We start from the raw sequence: 18,529 nt of genomic DNA, 5'->3' as shown, positions 1-18,529 counted from the left end.
AAAATTTCGTAACATGACACTATTTTTAGCAACTAAACTTTTAAAATGTCATACGAAACAAGTAGAATACACATTATTTATTTTTAGAAATACTTTAATTTTTATTAATACGCAAACACTAGTAATGATTTTTTCATCCTTAAAATAATATGATGTGAAAATTTTTAATATCAAATAGTTTGATAATCAAAATATACTATACTAAAAATCTGTTGTCAAATCTTTTTCAATTTTTTCCATTTTAAGCATACTTTTAATTTCCAATTTCATATGGTATAATTAATTAATAATACATAACATAATAATTAATACCTAATAATAGGAGGTGTACATATCATGACAAGAAAATTGTTTTTGGCTACAGTTTTGATGTTAGGAATTACTTTAGTTTCCTGTAATACAAAGCCTAATGATACATCTAAATCTAATGACAGCACCAATACTACTGTAGAACAAAATAATGACAGCAAAAGCTCTTCTGAAGCAAAGGACAATAAAACCAATGAAGATGCAAAGGCAAATAAGGTAAAACTTTCTATATATAATATAGATGAAAATTCTTTGGAACCTAATGAGTCAGGTACTATTGAACTTGATGCAAAATTAAGTATTGAAGATAAATTAAAAGCCTTATCAAAGGCAGTATCTGAGAAAAAATTCGACAAACTACCTATTGAAATAAAATCAATTGATACTGTTAATGGCAAGAAAGTTGCTACTATAAACTTAACTGATTCAAGCAGCAGCAAATGGGTGCCAAAATTCCAAGGATCAACTGGTGGTTCTGTTACATCTAATACACTAATCGAAAACTTCCTTCAATCTAATAACAAATCAAAGGGAGAATGGATTGATGGTGTAAAGTTCCTTTATAATAACCAACCAATAGAATACGAACATGCTTCAGATTTATCAACTGTTCAATATAGAAATTAACCGAAAGGGAGTAGACTCTGTTATTTCGGTTGCTATAGAATAGGGCTGTGGATTTCTAACATCAGAAGTTGCACCACATCCGCATGTTCCCAAGGAAACCTTGGGACAAGCAGATATGGAACAACTTCTAATGAAGAAATCCTACAGCCCTATTCTAAATGCAACACTGCATGAAAGAGTCTACTCCCTTTCTGGTATTGCATATATTTATAGTGATAGACCCCCTATAACTCAGACTCATGCGGAACAACTTTTACTCAAGAAATCCTATAGCCGTTTTTCTAATACAACACTGCGCAAAAGAATAACTTTTCTTTCTGGTGTAGAATTTATTTCAAAGTATAAACACAATATGTAGATATATCTATCAACGCATGATTTAAATTCATGTTAAATCAACATAAATTAGGTATATTTAGATAAATAACATTTAAGCCATAAAAAACACCTATAGCAGGTGTTATAAACATTGAATATTTAATTTTATATTTCACATAATAGTTATTTTTCTTTCCAACTATTGAACTTTTCTTGGTTCTATAAAAACTTCTGTTTTACCAAGTACTACAAGTTTATATTGAGGTTCTAAAGGTATTAAATTAAAACTTCTTATAATTGGTGATAATCGTAGAGATTGCATTATAACATAATCTTCATTAAAAATAATTATATATGCATCTTCTGTTGACGAAACATTTGTGATGTTATAAAGATTGTCTGGAGAAACCCGAAGATCAGCTAATGTATAAACTCCTTCTTTTATAACATTAGTAATATTTACAGCAAAAGTTATAACTCCAAAAAAGTTAAATGATAGACCTAAAAAAATTAAGAATAATACAATAAATTTCTTCATTACACACCTCTCCTTTAGATATATCTTGTGTAATAAATATTGTAATATTCAAGTAAGTCACATCATAAATCTAAATTACTGCTCTTTATCCATAATTAATTCTTTATATTCTTTTAGTTGTCTTATGGGATCTAGTTCATTATCTTCTTTCATGTAATCTAGGAAAAACTCATTTAGTTCTATGCTCTTAACTATATCCTGAAACGCTTTTAGATTTTCTTCTATGTTAACGTAGAAACATCCTCTATTATAGTATAAAAAGCCTTCGTCACTATTTTCTCTTATTCCTTCACTAATTATTTCTATAGCTTTATTAAAATCCCCCTCTTCTCTATATATAACAGCTAAATTTAAAAAGCTATAGGGATACTCAGGATTTTCTTCAATTGACCTATTATAGTACTCTATACTTTCTGTAACTCTATCTAGCTTATTTAATATTACTGCCTTATTAAATAGCGCCTTATAATTCTTGTTATCTACTTTTAGTGCCTTATCTATGTAATGCAAGGCCTTTTCATTTCTATCGATTTCTTCAAGAATACAGGACACATTAACATAAGCCCAAAAGTCATTTGGATTTATTTCAATTGCTTTCTTATAATAAAGTATTGCTTTATCCTTTTCCCCAAATTCATCATATATATTTGCCAGGAAGAAATACGCCTTATCATAATTAGGATTTTTGTCTATTGCTTTCTCATAATAACTTTTAGCTTTTTCTAATTCACCATTTTCATCATATATTATAGCTAAACCATAATATGCTATTGCCTCATCTTCATCTAGCTCAATTACTTCTAAATATTTCTTTTCTGCTTCATCTGAAAATCCAATTTCATCATATAATAAGGCCATGTCCATAAGCAAATCAGTATCTTGTTTTCCCATACTTAGCGCATAAGCTTTTTTATAAAACGTTAGCGCCTTTAATTTATTATTTTCGGTTCTTAAATTTCTCGCCATATTTAAATAATTATTGTATAAATAATTCTTATTTTCCATCTTGTCTCTTCATCCATTCATTTTAATCGTACTGTAAAACTTATTTTTTATCTCTATCCTTAAGCCCTTTTTCTAACATCACTTACCTTGGGTAATTTTTATTTCCTCACCTTTAAAAACAATCGCAAGTTTTATGATATTTTTTATTTCTTTAGCTAAAATCTCTGCACAATATTTCTTCTCTTCAATCTGCTTTAAAGCTTCTAAGGTTCCTTGTTCTACCGTTTCCTTGGATAAGTTATTTATTTTTTTAAACTCAATGATAATTCCGGGTTTTGAAATATCTTTAGGAATTATCATTACATCATATCTTCCATAACCGCTTTCTTTATTAGATTTTACCTCATGAGTATTAGAAATTGATATAAGCATACCAAGTACAAAAGCATGGTATATTTTCTCTGGCTCTTTTCCTGACACATCAAAATAACTTATATTATTAATTACGAATTCTTCAAATGCATAACTAAAATTCTCTATATCTCCAGTTATTAAATTAGCAAGCATTTCTTCATATTTCTGATTGCTCATAGTCTCTTGAAACCATTTTATTATTAGGTTTTCATAAAATATCTGCACTTCTTCATTTGGAATCTTAAGTTCACAATTCAATCTACCTCTTATAAGTTCTGTCTTAACAGCCTTCAAATATCCACTCATCAATAAAAAACTCCAAATATTTTGATTAGAATCTTCAACCTCTGCCATTACTATAGTATCATCTATTTCCTTATTTATAGATTTACCCTCTATAAGCTCTTCCAACTCAAGTTTTATTTCTTTATCACCTTTAATTAATAATCTTTTAATCAAATCATTGCTGCTACTGTTAATCCAATATGGCATAAATCCTTCTCTTGGATTCTTTAAATAGTTCAAGACTGACCAAGGGTTATATATTATTTCTCCACCAAAAACATATCCGTTATACCATTGTTTTATAATTTCAATATTTTCTTCCTCATTATAGTAATTAACTAAATCTTCAATTTCACTTTCTGTAAAACCAAATTTATCATTAAAGCTATACCTTACAATCGTATTTACTTCTGCATTATTAAGTCCTGAAAAAATACTTTCTTTTGCTACCCTAAGTATTCCTGTAATAAGAGATTTTTCAACATATGAATTATCTTTAAGAGCTGCTGTTAATAGATTTCTTATTAAGACAATCATACTATTATAATATCCACGCATATACCCTTCTTGAATCGGCACATCATACTCATCTATGAATAACATGACTTTTCTTCCGTAATGCTTATTCATATATCCCATAAGATTACTTATTCCTTCTGATAAAAGTCCTATGGATGGATTTCTTAAAATAACCTCTTTAAAGTCGTTTTTATCAAATTCTGATAACTTAGGACTATGTAATAAATATTCATGCTCCCTATATAAATTAGACAATAGCATCTTAATTCCATCTTCGAAATTATCATATGACAAATGCTTTTGATTTTTAAAGGTAATAAAAATAACTGGATATTCCCCTTGAAGCTTCATTATATCTTTTTCATTTTCTATCTTCAAACCTTTAAATAAATCCTTTGTCTCTTCCTTTGTTCTTATATCAAAAAAGTATCTCAACATACTTAAGTTTAAAGTTTTACCGAATCTTCTTGGTCTAGGTGTCAAAATTATATCTGCACTATTTTCTAAGAATTCTTTAATTAACAGGCTTTTATCTACAAAGTAATTGTTCCCTTCTATTAACTTTTTAAAATCAGATGTTCCTATTTGTATATTCTTTTTCATAACAGCACCTTCTTTCTTCTTTTAATTTACTCTCTCCATATACTATCTCTATTATATCCAACTTTATATACTATTAAAAGAAGCCTACTTTCTATAATCAATACTATAATCCGTAAATTAATATCTAAAATAACAATAAGGAAGCATATCCCCCCCTAAAACTCCAAACGATAGGTGTTAACACACTTCCTTATATAATATAAAATATACAGATAAACAAACCACGAACTAGACTAATACTTTGAAATATTCCACACATTCTCTTTCGTGAGTTATCACATAAGTATGATTTTCAATTTGTTCATCTATAAAACTTATTTTTTCTCTCTATATTTTAATATAACACTATCTTTACTTTCCTCTAAAAATAATTTAAAGAAGTAAGGACTCATCTATAATTCCTCCGAAATAAGTATATTGTTCATCTATCTTTAACATTTTCTCAAAATCCGCATTATTTCTCGCATATTTTAGTACATAATGTTGAAAATCATACCATAGATTTTCATCAATAATATATTTATTATCGCTATCAACTGCAAATCTTGCATATTTACTTGGAAAATCTTTAAATAATATAAAAGTCAAATGTATATTGTCATAGTTGTAATATAGCTTTGATAATTCTAGAATTTCCTCCTCAATCTCCAATGTATCCATGAATGAAACTTCTGGTTTGACCACAACAGCTAAGTCTATATCACTTCTATCCTTATCCCAATACTCAGTTCTGTAACTTCCAAATTCAGAAATACAAATAATGCTGTTAATCTTTTTTATTTCATTTAAAAATTCTGATTTTTCCAAAACTATCACCCCTTTAGTATCACATAAAATACTCTTTATAACTATCTAGCGACTGGCACTTATCAAAAATTATGCTTAATCTATAATTCCCACTAATTTCGCCTTAACAGTAAACTTCTAATATATTTTTCTTTTTTCCTTGAAGAGTAACAATACTTTTCTCAACCTTTCCTGATTCCCCTTTAAGTTTTCTAAGATCAAATATTAAAAGATAACCTTCAGCTAAACTATATTGGTCTAAATATTCAGCTAATTGAAGTAGTCCCTTTTTATGATATTCTTCTCCGTTCCATCTTTTTAGCTCTAATATATACATTTTTTTATTATAGGTTATGACTATGTCAAATCGCTTCTCTTCTCCACCCTGCACTTCTTTAAAGGCGAAGCCTGTTCCATTTATTATAGGACTTATAAATGCTAAAAAAACTAATCTTCCATCTGCTTCTAAAAACTCTTCTCTCTTCTCCGAATATTCATGCTTCATGAACCCCTGGAATTTTATAAGTATTTTTTCAATATCTAAATCTCCATTGCTTTTTATGAATTTTTCTCTTTCATTATAAAATCCTAAGTTTGTTGAAGTTTCTATTAATGAACTCATGTAGTTATATATTCTTTGCTCATATATTCTATTATGGATCTTTACCTTACCATTATAATTATTAAATATACCATACATTATTGCCATGTTTATAATAAAGTTATCTTGATTATAGGTAATTTCATATCCATCAAGTATTATTTTCTTTACTAATGATTTTAAATCATCATTGTTTTCTATATTTTTAATTAAACTGTCAAAATTAGTATTACTCTCTTTTAATAATTCCTTAACAGCCATATCCATATATTCTTTTTCCCACTTCAATCCATCTTCTGGCATTATTTTTTCATCTATTATTTTGCATAGCTTACTTACTAAAAACGGGTAACCTGAAGTATAAAAATAAATCCTTTCCGAAAAATAGGTTTTGTCTAAAATTACTTCTTTACTCTGAATATAATCCTCTAACATTGTGCCTATTTCTTCTGTTGAGAAACTCATATCTACGTCAAAGTCAGATGCTATATTCCAGGGACTGTTATACTTATGTTCTTCATCCGGTCTTATTTTAATCTTTAAGCTCTTTACGTCATGAACTCCCGCGAGAATTACGCTATCAAAAGTATAATCTTTACCAGCATTTCTTAGGAGATATTTATTTCTAAGCATTCCTAAAAAGCTCAAAAATAATTGATTATTGCTGCTTTTATCAACTTCATCTATCATTAAAATCACTTTTTTATTACATTTTAGAATAAACTTTGTTATTTCTCTAGATAAATTGCTAAAACTTTCAACATTGTTTTTTTGTTTTTCTAAAAATGCAGATAACTCCATATGATTTAATAATAAACTATCAGCCATAATCTGTAAAAGTTCTTTCGAAAACATTTTTTCTTCTTGAAAAACCAAGTCCCCTATCCCCTCAAAACTTATAGATATTACTAAATACTCACTATCTTTGTTTAAAAGTCTTTCAAGCATATATAATGTTGTAGTTTTTCCATATTGCCTTGGTCTATTAATAATAAAATATTTCCCTTTATTAATTAATTTCATAGTATTATCTAATTTATTTGATGTATCAACCATATAATGCATATTCGGTATGCATGTTCCCGTTACATTAAATTCTTTTTCCATCCCTAAAATCACTTCCTTACTCCATCACTATAATTATTCTATCATATTTAACTTTATTTAAACATAAACAACAAATCCAAGGTCTCAATAAATACAAAATACTTATCGTCTGGGTTATGTTTTAAGTGAATTATTTGTTGGTTATAATATAAATACCTAATGAAGAAATTAAATATATCTTTAGAACTAAAATTCTAAAATGGTTTCAGGACGAAGTAAATGACTTGAGTAAAATGTATACTGCAATAATAGAATGAGATAACCCAAACAAGAATTTGATTTATGCTTTGAAATGCTTTCTATACCAGAAAGAGAATGTACTCTTTTTCTAGCAATCGAGAAACAGAGTACCTTCTCTTTCGGTTGGTTATCGTATAAATCTAAGTTTTGCATTGTATATCTATAGATATCCAATTGTGAATAATACTATCCTATAAATACATCTATAACATTCTCGGTCTTATAATGACCATAATACCAACTATTTGTGTAAGCTGTGGATCCAAAACTTAAAGAATCAGCAATTTTATTTTCTGCTCCATCCTTTGTCTTCCACAAGCTATATGAATCTCCGTCTTTTCTTACAAATAATATTTCATCGTCTGATAAATATTTAGGCATAAAGTCAAATGATTTACTATTTGTAATTTGAGTTACCTTTTTTGTATCCGCATTTACTTGATAAATATAGTGTGGCTCACTTTCCCAATCTTTCAGACTTTGTGATATATCATCTTTTACGCTATTAGTTCCTGAATACACTATATTTTTTCCATCACCAGAGTAGTCCGGCATCATTGAAACTTGATCCTCTGGAATTAGATTTGTGAAATTGTTAGCCTGAATATTAAAAATCCCCAAAGTTTTATTAGAATACATATCTCTGTATTCACCTTTATTGACTGCAACAAGATTACTATCCACTGGATTTTGCGAAATATTATCATTATATGCTAGCGCTATCATATTATTATTTTCTATAAACTTATTGTTTAAAAGATCAAATACTGCAAATTCTGTCATATCTGCAGATATTGAAGCTGAACGGGCTTTATTCCATATATATAAATATCTATCATCACTTGAGATTTTTGAGATGTTAGGTATTGATCCAATGGATTCAAGTAATTCAGAAAATGTAGCTTTCTCACCAATGTCTTTCCCATTGCCTTCTTTACTTTCCAAAAGAACTTTCTCTTCCTTACTATCTGGATCATAACTAACTATACCAATTGATTTAATATATCGATCATTCCCTTTAGAATATTCTAGCTGTTTATTTGCATATATCTTATTTTTACTATCACAGTTAATATTAAAATAATTATATTCATTACTTATAATCTCCTCTAACTTTTTAGTATTAGCATTATACATGGACATACCTGAATTTTTAGTAGAATAAATTAAGTTCCCTGACTTGTTCCAGTCATATGACTCTACATTTTTAGATACCTCAGTAACCTCACGAGTCTCTATATTGCAAATATATAAATCATCTTCTTTAGTATAAGCAACATATAATCCATCCTTAGATATTTTCGGCAATTTAATTTTTTCGTTTTTATCAAGAATAATTGGGTTATTTTCTTTTAATTTAGACATATATAACCCGTCATCTGATACAAACACTGCAAATTCTGCTCCTTTAGCACTTTTCGAAATATCGCTATTACTAGCAAATACAGTTTTTGAAACAAGCAAACTGGTAGATGTAAAAATTATAGTTACCATAAGTGAAATGCAAACAATTATTTTCTTTGACTTTTTAAAAAACACTATATTCTTCAAACGTGTCTCAATCTCCTTTCTACTTTTACAAACTGATGCCCCTAAACTTAGGGATTTACTCTGAGAATATTCTATTAACTCTAATATAATTTCTCCATAATATTTTCTTTTCGATTTATCCATATTTTTTATAAGTTGTTCATCTAAAGACAGCTCACAAATTATATTTATCCTATTTCTAATAATATAAACAATAGGATTAAACCAATTGATTATATTTGCTAAAAGTGCAACTGCCTTCACCCACAAATCTTTACGCTTAAAATGAATCAATTCATGATCAAGTATTATTTCAAGCTTATCTAAATTATGATTCATCTTAGGAATTGTGATAGTAGGTGCTAATATTCCAGTAATCATCGGACTTTTAATGCCACCACATTCTTTTAGAATTATCTTCCTATATATATTTAATTTTTTCTTACATGTTTCAAAAACATCAAGTATCGATTCATCCTCAATGACATCACTTACACTTTTAAGTTTCTTATAAAAAGATATATATACGTAAGTTTCCTTAATTACTAGTATGAGCACACCTAATATCCATACATAAAGCAGAATATCCCTATTCATTATTTTTTCCACTGTGCTTGTTTGTTTTAAATCTACTTGACTTTGACTTACAGGTTTAAGAGTACCATCTACTTGCGAAATATTTATATCATCACTTTTATCATTTATCTTCAGCATCTTTTCATAATTTTGCGCTGCTACCGTATTTGTATCCTGCATTGATAAATAATTCTTATGTTCCACCATCTGAGGTAATTTAACAAAACTGCCAATAGGTATAATAAAAATTAAAAGTGTTATAAACAACATATAATAATTCCAAGTAGCACTAAAAGTTTTCTTGATAAATGGCTTAAATAAACAAAGTATTAAAAACATAAAGCTGCCTGCCAGTGACATTTGCAGAATCGAATTTAGAATCTCCATATGTCTACACCTCTTTAAGCCATTCTTTCAACTCTGCTATATCTTTATTACTTATTTTCTTATTATTAAATAATGTTGCCATAAAGTTTCTAACTGATCCTTTATGCATATCTTCTAAGAAATTATCAGTTTGAATAGCTCTGTATTCTTCTTCTGTAATTTTAGGAAAATAATTATTTAACTTTCCTACTTTAGTCACGCTCAAAATCCCCTTTTCAGTTAATCTTGATATTAACGTCATTATTGTTGTTACCTTCCATGAATTTTCCTTTGGAAGCTCTTCTAAAATCTCGGCCGTAGTAATTTGCTCATTCTTTTTCCATATTATTTTCATTATTTCCATTTCCGCATCTGAAATCTTCCCTAATTTCATATATAATCATCCCCATAATTAAATTCTACAAGACGTAGTATATTTATATACTACATCTTGTAGAATCCACTGTCAATATATTCCTTAAAAACTATTTTAATATTCAGTTATCCAGCTTTAAAGCTATGATTATAATCATCTTTTTTTGTGTTTTAAGTACATCGTAAAGTCTAATTATAAGGAATCATGCTTCCCTAACTATAGATAACCCAAACAATAATTTGATATATACTTTGAAATATATTCCTCACCAGAAAGAAAGGGTATTCTTTTGCGCACCGTTGCATTGAGAAACCTGCTATAGTATTTCTTCAGTAAAAGTTGTTCCATCCTTGCGTGTCACGAGCTTGCCTCGGGAACAGGCTGGGATGGGTACAACTTTTACTGTTAGAAATCCATAGCAGGTTTCTCTCGCAACCGAGCAACAGAATACCCTTTCTTTCGGCGAGTTACATTTATAATTCTAAGTTACACATTGTTTATCTATATCTACTTTATTTATGTGTTCCAATATCTTTTCTACAATATGCACCTTCAAAAGTAACATATTTAATATTTCCGTAAGCATCGCTTCTAGCTTCTTCTAAAGTTTTTCCAACACCAACAACAGATAATACTCTTCCGCCATTTGTCTTTAAAACTCCATCTTCAGCCTTAGCTCCTGCTAAAAACACCTTATCTTTTACTTTTTCATCTATAGTTATTTCATATCCTTTTGTAAATTCCCCTGGATAGCCTTTTGACGCCAATACAACATTTATACAAACTCCATCATTCCATTTGATGGTAGTCTTATATAATTCTTCTCTTAATGCAGCTTCAATAACTTCAACTAAATCACTTTCCATTAAATAAAGAACAGATTGAGTTTCTGGATCTCCCATTCTAACGTTATATTCTAGAAGGTAAGTCCCTTTATTAGTGATCATAATTCCAAAGAAAATTATCCCCTTATAGTCAAAGCCCTCTTCTCTAATACCAGTTAATGTATTAGCCATTATATTGTCTTCAAAGTCTTTCATTACTTCTTCAGTAACATAAGGATTTGGAGCTAATACTCCCATTCCGCCAGTATTTGGGCCCTTACCGCCATCAAATATCTGCTTATGGTCTTTTCCTGACATAAATGGAATAATTGTCTTTCCATCAGTTATAGAAAGAATTGACGCTTCAACTCCTTCAAGGAATTCTTCAATAACTATTTTTTGACCTGCTCCATCAAATATATCATCCAACATATATGACTTTACAGCATCTATTGCTTCTTCCTTATTTGCACATATAGCAACACCTTTACCAGCAGCAAGTCCATCAGCTTTTATAACAGTTGGATATGGACATGTTTCTAAATACTTTAGAGCTTCATCCGCCTTAGTGAAGGTTTCATATTCTGCAGTTTTAACGCCATACTTTTTCATGAATTCCTTTGAAAAACTTTTGCTTCCCTCAAGCATTGCTCCATTTTCAGCTGGTCCAAATATCTTTAAACCTTCTTTTTTGAACTTATTAACAATACCTTTTGTTAAAGGATCTTCAGGCCCAACTATTGTAAGGTCTATAATTTCTTTTCTTGCAAAGTTAACTAATTCATCAAAATCTGTTATATTAATATTTTCACATTTATTTTCAAATGCAGTACCACCATTACCTGGTGCAACAAAAATTTTCTCAACCTTTTCACTTTTAGCTAATTTCCAAGCTAAAGCATGTTCTCTACCACCTGAACCGATTAAAAGAAGTTTCATATAATATACCTCCAAAACAATTTTCTATTGAGAACTTAAATTATGCTCAACCTAGAAATTGAATACATGTTTATAACCTCAAGGGTCATAATATGAAATAGGCATTTCAAAATAGGATTGTTAGGTTCTTAATGACTGGTCATTCCATTTACTGCTTGTCACAATAAAATTGGGAGCATACAGAAATTGAGCAACCAGATATTTAGAACCTTCAGCTTATTTTCATAGTCCTATGGAATAAACATGTATTCAATTTCGGTGATTATACACATAGGTTCGATTATGACTTAGGAACCTTATATAGATAAAACAATTATAAACTATACTTATACTTTTAAATACATTCCAACTAGAAATAAGTGACATACTTTTGTGGAATGTTTCATTGGAAATTTTGATGGCTGTAATTCTTAGGCTATAAGTTGTTCCAAATGTGATAGTTCAAAGCTTGTTCTTTGAAGCTCTCACTTTGGTGCAACTTATAGCCTTAGAATTACCCATCAAAATTCCCAAGAAACTGGAACAAAAGTATGTTACTTATTTCGGTGAATTATTGCATAAGTATAAGTTCACAGTTATTTATCTATATTAATGTTTAAAGTGTCTATATCCTGTTAATACCATTGCTATTCCGTGTTCATTACAAGCATCTATTGATTGTTGATCATTCATAGATCCACCTGGTTGAATTATAGCTTTTATACCAGCTTTTGCAGCTTGATCTACTACATCTCTAAATGGGAAGAACGCATCTGATGCAAGGATTGTAGCGCCTTGACCTCTCTTTAAAGCATCTTCAGTTGGCCAGATTCTATTAACTTGACCACCGCCAATTCCAAGTGCTATTCCGTCATGAGCGACAACTATCGCATTAGATTTAACATATTTAACTACTTTCATTCCAAATAATAAATCTTTCATTTCTTCGTCAGTTGGTTTCTTTTCAGTTACAACTTTAATTTCTTCAATTAGCTTATTATCTTCTTCTTGAACAAGCATAGCTCCATCAACTGTAACCATATATTTATCAGCTTTTGGTGTATTGTTGAATTTAAGAACTCTTAAGTTCTTTTTAGATTTTAACACTTCTAAAGCATCTTCATCATATTCTGGTGCTGCAATTACTTCTAGGAATATTTTAACCATTTCTTCTGCAGTCTTCTTATCTACTTTTCTATTAAATCCAATGATTCCACCGAATATTGAAGTTGGGTCTACTTCATATGCCTTCATATAAGCTTCATATGAGTCTTTTCCAACTGCAACGCCACAAGGTGTATTATGTTTCAATGCACAACAAGCTGGTTCATCAAATTCATTAGCACATTTCCATGCTATATCAACATCTTTGAAATTATTGTAAGATAATTCTTTACCATTTAGCATTTCAAAAGTGTTCATAGCCCCATCAAGCATAGTAGATGAATAAACTGCTGCACTTTGATGTGAGTTTTCACCATATCTTAAACCTTGCATCTTTTTGTATGATACAGAAAGATATTCTGGATACTCTTCTTCATCTGCAAGTAAAAAGTTTGAAATTGCTCCATCATAAGCACTCATTAAGTTAAACACTTTTCCTGCTAATTTCTTCTTTGTCTTTAATGAAGTTTCGCCACTAGCTTCAATTTCATCCATTACAACTTTATAGTCATTCTTATCAGAAATAACTACAACATCTTGGAAGTTTTTAGCTGCAGCTCTAAGCATTGTAGGACCACCAATATCTATAAATTCAACTTTTTCTTCAAATTCTAAATCTTCTTTAACTTTTTCGAAGAAAGGGTATAAATTTACAACAACATAATCTATTGTATGAATGTCTCTTCCTTTTAATGTATTCATATGTTCTTCGTTATCTCTTATTGCGAGTATTCCTGCATGGACTAATGGATGAAGAGTCTTAACTCTGCCATCTAACATTTCAGGAAAATTAGTAACTTCATTAACTTCGATTACATTTACTCCATTTTCCTTTAAGTATTTATAAGTTCCACCAGTTGATATAATTTCAACATCTTTAGATACTAAAAATTTAGCAAAATCTAAAACTCCATCTTTATCAAAAACACTTATTAATGCTCTTTTTTTCATAAAAACCCCCAGAAATTAGTCATCAGCTAGAAGTAAGCACAGTTAAACATTAAAATAAAACTCCCCCTACAGAGTTTCATTTTAATTATTAACTATATACTGCCGCCGTAACTAGATTTATTTTTGTTTTATAAATTATAATTATTTATTTTCTAATATTTTAGCTTTTCCATCAACAAATTCTACTTTACCTTCACTTAATAATTTAATAGCCTCCGGTAATATTACATGTTCTTTTTCCAAAATTCTTTTTTGAAGAGTCTCAGCAGCATCTTCAAAATAAACTGGAACAGCTTCCTGAAGTAATATTGCTCCTCCATCAACCTCTGAATTTACAAAGTGAACTGTACATCCTGAATATTTAACACCGCTCTTAATTACTGCCTCATGAACCTTTAATCCGTACATTCCTGGACCGCAAAAAGAAGGAATCAGAGATGGATGAATATTTATGATTTTATTATCAAACTCTTTTAATATTTCTCCATCTAGAATTGATAAAAATCCAGCAAGTACTATTAAATCAACTTTACCCTTTGTTAATTCTAATATCTTATCTGAAGATTTATCTCCATACTCGCGTCTTGTTACAACAAATGTTTCTATATTATGTTTTTCCGCTCTCTCTAAAGCATAAATATTATCTTTGCTACCTATAACCATTTCTATTTTAACATCTAAATATTTATTTTCCACTGCATCTATTATAGATTGAAGGTCTGTTCCTCCCCCCGAAACCAAGACCGCTATTTTAAACAAATACCGTCACCTCCAGATGTTACATATCCTATTTCATAAGCTTTTTCTCCCATTTCTTCTAAAGCCTCTATAATAGGTTTAACATCTTCGTCTTTAACAGCAAGAACAAATCCAATTCCCATGTTAAAAGTATTGTACATATGCTCTTTATCTACACCTTTTTCAATAATTCTTTTAAATATATCTGGAAGTGGATATGAATCCTTATTAATTACAGCAGTAAATTCTCCTCCATTGAACATTCTTGGAACGTTCTCAATAAATCCACCACCTGTAACGTGTGACATTCCCTTAATTTCATAGCTTTCTAATAATTTAAGGATAGGTTTTACATAAATTTTAGTTGGAGTAATTAATGTCTTCCAAACTTCTTCACCATTAAATTCTTCATTTAAATCTGGAAATACTTTTCTGATTAATGAATAACCATTAGAATGAACTCCTGATGAAGCAATTCCTATTAGCTTATCGCCTTCTTTAATATTACTTCCATTTATAATTTTATCTTTATCAGCAATACCAACCGCGAATCCTGCCATGTCATATTCACCTTCTGCATAAAAACCTGGCATTTCTGCTGTTTCTCCACCAATTAGAGCACAGTCAGAATCAACACATCCATCTGATATTCCTTTAACTAAATCTGCTGCAACTTCAGCTTCAAGCTTTCCACAAGCTATATAATCTAAGAAAAATAATGGCTTTGCTCCATGACATAAAATATCATTTACACACATAGCTACACAGTCGATTCCTACTGTATCATATTTTTTATTCTTAAATGCAATTTCAAGCTTTGTACCTACACCGTCAGTTCCAGATACTAAGACTGGTTTCTCGTAACCTGATGGTAATTCAACCATTCCTGCAAAGCTTCCAAGCCCATTTAAGACATACTGACTCATAGTTCTTGCCGCATATTCCTTTATAAGTTTAACTGATTTATATCCTTCTTCTATGTTAACTCCTGCTTCTTTATAAGTAATCATTTATTAATCCTACCTTTCAAGATCTTCTACTGGTGCTGCAACTGGATAAACTCCATTAAAGCATCCCATACAAAATTCTTCTCTATCATCGCAACTCTTATAAACGCCTTCTTCACTTAAGTACCCTAAATAATCTGCTCCAATCATATCTCTGATTTCTTCTACAGTATTATTAGCAGCAACAAGTTCACTTCTATAAGGTGTATCTATTCCAAAATAACATGGATATTTAACACTTGGAGATGCAATTAAGAAACTAACTTCTTTTACTCCTGCACGTCTAAGTGATTCAACTAAATGTTTTGAAGTAGTACCTCTTACTATTGAATCATCAATAAGTATTACTCTTTTTCCGTCTAAATTGACTTTTAAAGGGTTTAATTTTACCGCAACAGCTCTTTCTCTTATTTCCTGAGATGGTGAGATAAACGTTCTTCCAACATATCTATTTTTAATAAATCCAGTATCATATGGTATTCCAGATGCTTTAGCATATCCTATAGCTGCTGGTATTCCTGAATCCGGAACAGCAATAACTAAATCTGCATCTAGTGGATGTTCTTTAAATAGTTGTTCTCCTGCTTTTACTCTTGTTGTATGAACTTCAAGTCCATCAATTTTCGAGTCTGGTCTAGCAAAATATATATATTCAAAAGCACATGTTTGACATTTAGTGTTTTCAGAATATCTATATGAATTTATTCCTTCTTTATCTATTATAACTATTTCCCCTGGTTCTATGTCTCTTACGTGCTCAGCACCTACTGCATCTAAAGCGCAACTTTCTGAAGTTAATATATACCCTTCATTAATTTTCCCCAAACAAAGCGGTCTTATTCCATGTGGATCTCTAGCCCCAATTAATTTATCTTTTGACATAATAGTTAATGCAAACGACCCTCTTATAGCTGACATAGCATCAACAACAGCCTTTGCAAAACCTTTTTTTGCACTTCTTGCTATTAGGCAGGCAATTACTTCCGAATCAGTTGTAGTATGAAAAATTTGTCCTGCATCTTCAAGCAATTCTTTTATTACATCAGCATTTACTAAAGTTCCGTTGTGAGCCATAGCTATTGGACCCATTTTTGACGTAGCTAGTATAGGTTGAGCATTTTCAATACCCTTACCGCCAGCAGTCGAATACCTTACGTGACCTACAGCTATATGTCCTTTTAACTTATCTAAATCATCTTGCTTAAATGCTTCTGTAATTAAACCTAAACCTTTGTGTATATCTATTTTTTCTCCGTCTGCAACTGCTATTCCTGCACTTTCTTGACCTCTGTGTTGAAGTGCATACAGTCCATAATAAGTCATCGATGCAACATCTATTGGCTCATTAGCATAAACCCCAAAAACTCCGCACTCATCCTTAAACTTATCATTACTTGGATCCATTATTAATTCAAAATTTGGATTACTCATTTACACAATCCTCTCATTATCATTTTTGATTAAAAATGAATAATGAATAGTGAACAATTATGGATAAAATCTCCTTTGGAGATTTCCTCCTTAATCATTCATTATTAATTATTCATCATTCATTACTTAGAGATTCTCTTTAATATTTCAACGTAAGCGTCTTTAACGTTACCTAAATCTCTTCTAAATCTGTCTTTATCTAATTTTTCACCTGTAGTTGCATCCCAGAATCTGCAAGTATCTGGTGAAATTTCATCAGCTAAGACTATAGTTCCATCAGCTAATCTACCAAACTCAATCTTAAAGTCAATTAAGTTGATGTTTTGTTCTTTAAATACTGCTTTTAATACATCATTTATTTTAGCTGTCATATCATACATTACTTTTAATTCTTCAAAAGTTGTTGCTCCGATTCCAACTGCATGATAATCATTTATTAATGGATCTCCTAATGAATCATCTTTATATGATAATTCAAATACTGTAGTCTTAAGTGCAAATCCTTCTTCAAGACCTAATCTCTTAGCCATGCTTCCTGCTGCAACATTTCTTACGATTACTTCAAGTGGTACAATTTCAACCTTCTTACATAATTGTTCTCTATCATTTAGTTTTTCTATAAAATGAGTTTTAACTCCTGCTTTTTCTAATAATTCAAATATAACTGAAGTTATAGCATTATTCATAACACCTTTGTCTTCGATTTGACCTTTCTTTTCTCCGTTAAAAGCTGTCGCATCATCTTTGTAATATACAATTACTTCGTCTGCCTTATCTGTTGCATATATTTTCTTTGCTTTACCTTCATACATCATTTCTAATTTTTCCATTATAGTTCTACCCCTTCCGCATTTTCCTCAATGAATTTTTTCTTCATATCTGCTCTGAATTCTTTTAATTTATTTTTTAATTCATTATTATTAACTGATAACATTTGAACTGCTAACATTCCTGCATTATAGCTGTTATTAATTCCAACAGTTGCAACTGGAATTGATTTTGGCATTTGCACTATAGAATATAACGCATCTAGACCTTCAATAGCGGCCTTAACTGGAACTCCTATTACTGGAAGTATTGTCTTCGAAGCTATTACCCCTGGTAAGTGAGCTGCAAGACCTGCTCCTGCTATAATAACTTGGCAGCCTTGTTCTTGAATTTCTTCTAATGTTTCTTCTAATTTTTCTGGCACTCTATGAGCTGAAAGAATAAACGCCTTGTATTCTATTCCGAATTCCTTTAAAGCATTTGCAGCTCCTCTCATCACTTCTGTATCAGATTTACTTCCAAAAAATATTGCTACTTGCATTTTAAGCCTCCTATTTTTTATATGTTAAACTATTTTTATTCTTATAT

At 30.0% G+C, this 18,529-nt stretch carries 15 protein-coding genes; 1 reads left to right on the top strand and 14 read right to left on the bottom strand.

The window, feature by feature from the left end; all coding sequences use genetic code 11:
- The first annotated feature begins 336 nt into the window (after positions 1-336).
- Positions 337-936 carry a hypothetical protein gene (locus tag CLCHR_RS04545; RefSeq protein ID WP_079438508.1) on the top strand — a complete coding sequence of 200 codons (600 nt, stop codon included), beginning with the start codon at positions 337-339 and terminating at the stop codon, positions 934-936.
- Positions 937-1,453: 517 nt separating this feature from the next.
- Here CLCHR_RS04545 and CLCHR_RS04540 read toward each other — a convergent pair.
- The 14 genes from CLCHR_RS04540 to purE all read right to left on the bottom strand — a co-directional run bounded on the left by CLCHR_RS04540 (position 1,454) and on the right by purE (position 18,482).
- Positions 1,454-1,792 (bottom strand): hypothetical protein, encoded by a 339-nt coding sequence (locus CLCHR_RS04540; RefSeq protein WP_079438507.1) that lies wholly within the window; start codon positions 1,790-1,792, stop codon positions 1,454-1,456.
- 75 nt (positions 1,793-1,867) lie between these two features.
- Positions 1,868-2,797, bottom strand: a complete 930-nt coding sequence (locus CLCHR_RS04535; protein WP_079438506.1) for a tetratricopeptide repeat protein — start codon at positions 2,795-2,797, stop codon at positions 1,868-1,870.
- Between the two features lie 78 nt (positions 2,798-2,875).
- Complete coding sequence (locus CLCHR_RS04530) at positions 2,876-4,558, bottom strand: AAA family ATPase (protein WP_079438505.1); 1,683 nt, start codon at positions 4,556-4,558, stop codon at positions 2,876-2,878.
- Positions 4,559-4,930: 372 nt separating this feature from the next.
- Positions 4,931-5,365, bottom strand: a complete 435-nt coding sequence (locus CLCHR_RS04525) for a nucleotidyltransferase domain-containing protein (protein WP_079438504.1) — start codon at positions 5,363-5,365, stop codon at positions 4,931-4,933.
- A 103-nt stretch (positions 5,366-5,468) separates the two neighbouring features.
- Positions 5,469-7,052, bottom strand: a complete 1,584-nt coding sequence (locus tag CLCHR_RS04520) for a P-loop NTPase family protein (RefSeq protein ID WP_079438503.1) — start codon at positions 7,050-7,052, stop codon at positions 5,469-5,471.
- A 426-nt stretch (positions 7,053-7,478) separates the two neighbouring features.
- On the bottom strand, positions 7,479-9,785 hold the full coding sequence (locus tag CLCHR_RS04515; protein ID WP_079438502.1) for a M56 family metallopeptidase: 2,307 nt from the start codon (positions 9,783-9,785) through the stop codon (positions 7,479-7,481).
- Positions 9,786-9,789: 4 nt separating this feature from the next.
- The gene (locus tag CLCHR_RS04510) at positions 9,790-10,158 is read right to left on the bottom strand and encodes a BlaI/MecI/CopY family transcriptional regulator (protein ID WP_079438501.1); all 369 of its coding nucleotides are present in this window, start codon (positions 10,156-10,158) and stop codon (positions 9,790-9,792) included.
- Positions 10,159-10,652: 494 nt separating this feature from the next.
- Positions 10,653-11,903 carry a phosphoribosylamine--glycine ligase gene (gene purD / locus CLCHR_RS04505; RefSeq protein WP_079438500.1) on the bottom strand — a complete coding sequence of 417 codons (1,251 nt, stop codon included), beginning with the start codon at positions 11,901-11,903 and terminating at the stop codon, positions 10,653-10,655.
- Positions 11,904-12,491: 588 nt separating this feature from the next.
- On the bottom strand, positions 12,492-13,997 hold the full coding sequence (gene purH, locus CLCHR_RS04500; RefSeq protein WP_079438499.1) for a bifunctional phosphoribosylaminoimidazolecarboxamide formyltransferase/IMP cyclohydrolase: 1,506 nt from the start codon (positions 13,995-13,997) through the stop codon (positions 12,492-12,494).
- Positions 13,998-14,138: 141 nt separating this feature from the next.
- A complete protein-coding gene (gene purN, locus CLCHR_RS04495) occupies positions 14,139-14,756 on the bottom strand; it encodes a phosphoribosylglycinamide formyltransferase (protein ID WP_079438498.1) in 618 nt (205 codons plus the stop codon).
- Positions 14,744-15,745, bottom strand: coding sequence for a phosphoribosylformylglycinamidine cyclo-ligase (purM, locus tag CLCHR_RS04490; RefSeq protein WP_079438497.1), 1,002 nt, complete (start codon positions 15,743-15,745; stop codon positions 14,744-14,746). Before purM ends, purN begins: the two co-directional genes overlap by 13 nt.
- Positions 15,746-15,754: 9 nt before the next feature.
- On the bottom strand, positions 15,755-17,173 hold the full coding sequence (gene purF / locus CLCHR_RS04485) for an amidophosphoribosyltransferase (protein WP_079438496.1): 1,419 nt from the start codon (positions 17,171-17,173) through the stop codon (positions 15,755-15,757).
- A gap of 122 nt (positions 17,174-17,295) precedes the next feature.
- The gene (gene purC, locus CLCHR_RS04480; RefSeq protein WP_079438495.1) at positions 17,296-18,003 is read right to left on the bottom strand and encodes a phosphoribosylaminoimidazolesuccinocarboxamide synthase; all 708 of its coding nucleotides are present in this window, start codon (positions 18,001-18,003) and stop codon (positions 17,296-17,298) included.
- Positions 18,003-18,482, bottom strand: a complete 480-nt coding sequence (gene purE / locus CLCHR_RS04475) for a 5-(carboxyamino)imidazole ribonucleotide mutase (RefSeq protein ID WP_079438494.1) — start codon at positions 18,480-18,482, stop codon at positions 18,003-18,005. Before purE ends, purC begins: the two co-directional genes overlap by 1 nt.
- Positions 18,483-18,529 lie beyond the last annotated feature (47 nt).

This window comes from Clostridium chromiireducens, from assembly GCF_002029255.1.
GTDB lineage: Bacteria > Bacillota > Clostridia > Clostridiales > Clostridiaceae > Clostridium > Clostridium chromiireducens.
Note: the sequence above shows the minus strand (reverse complement) of the source record. Positions and strands in the feature narration are given on the sequence as shown.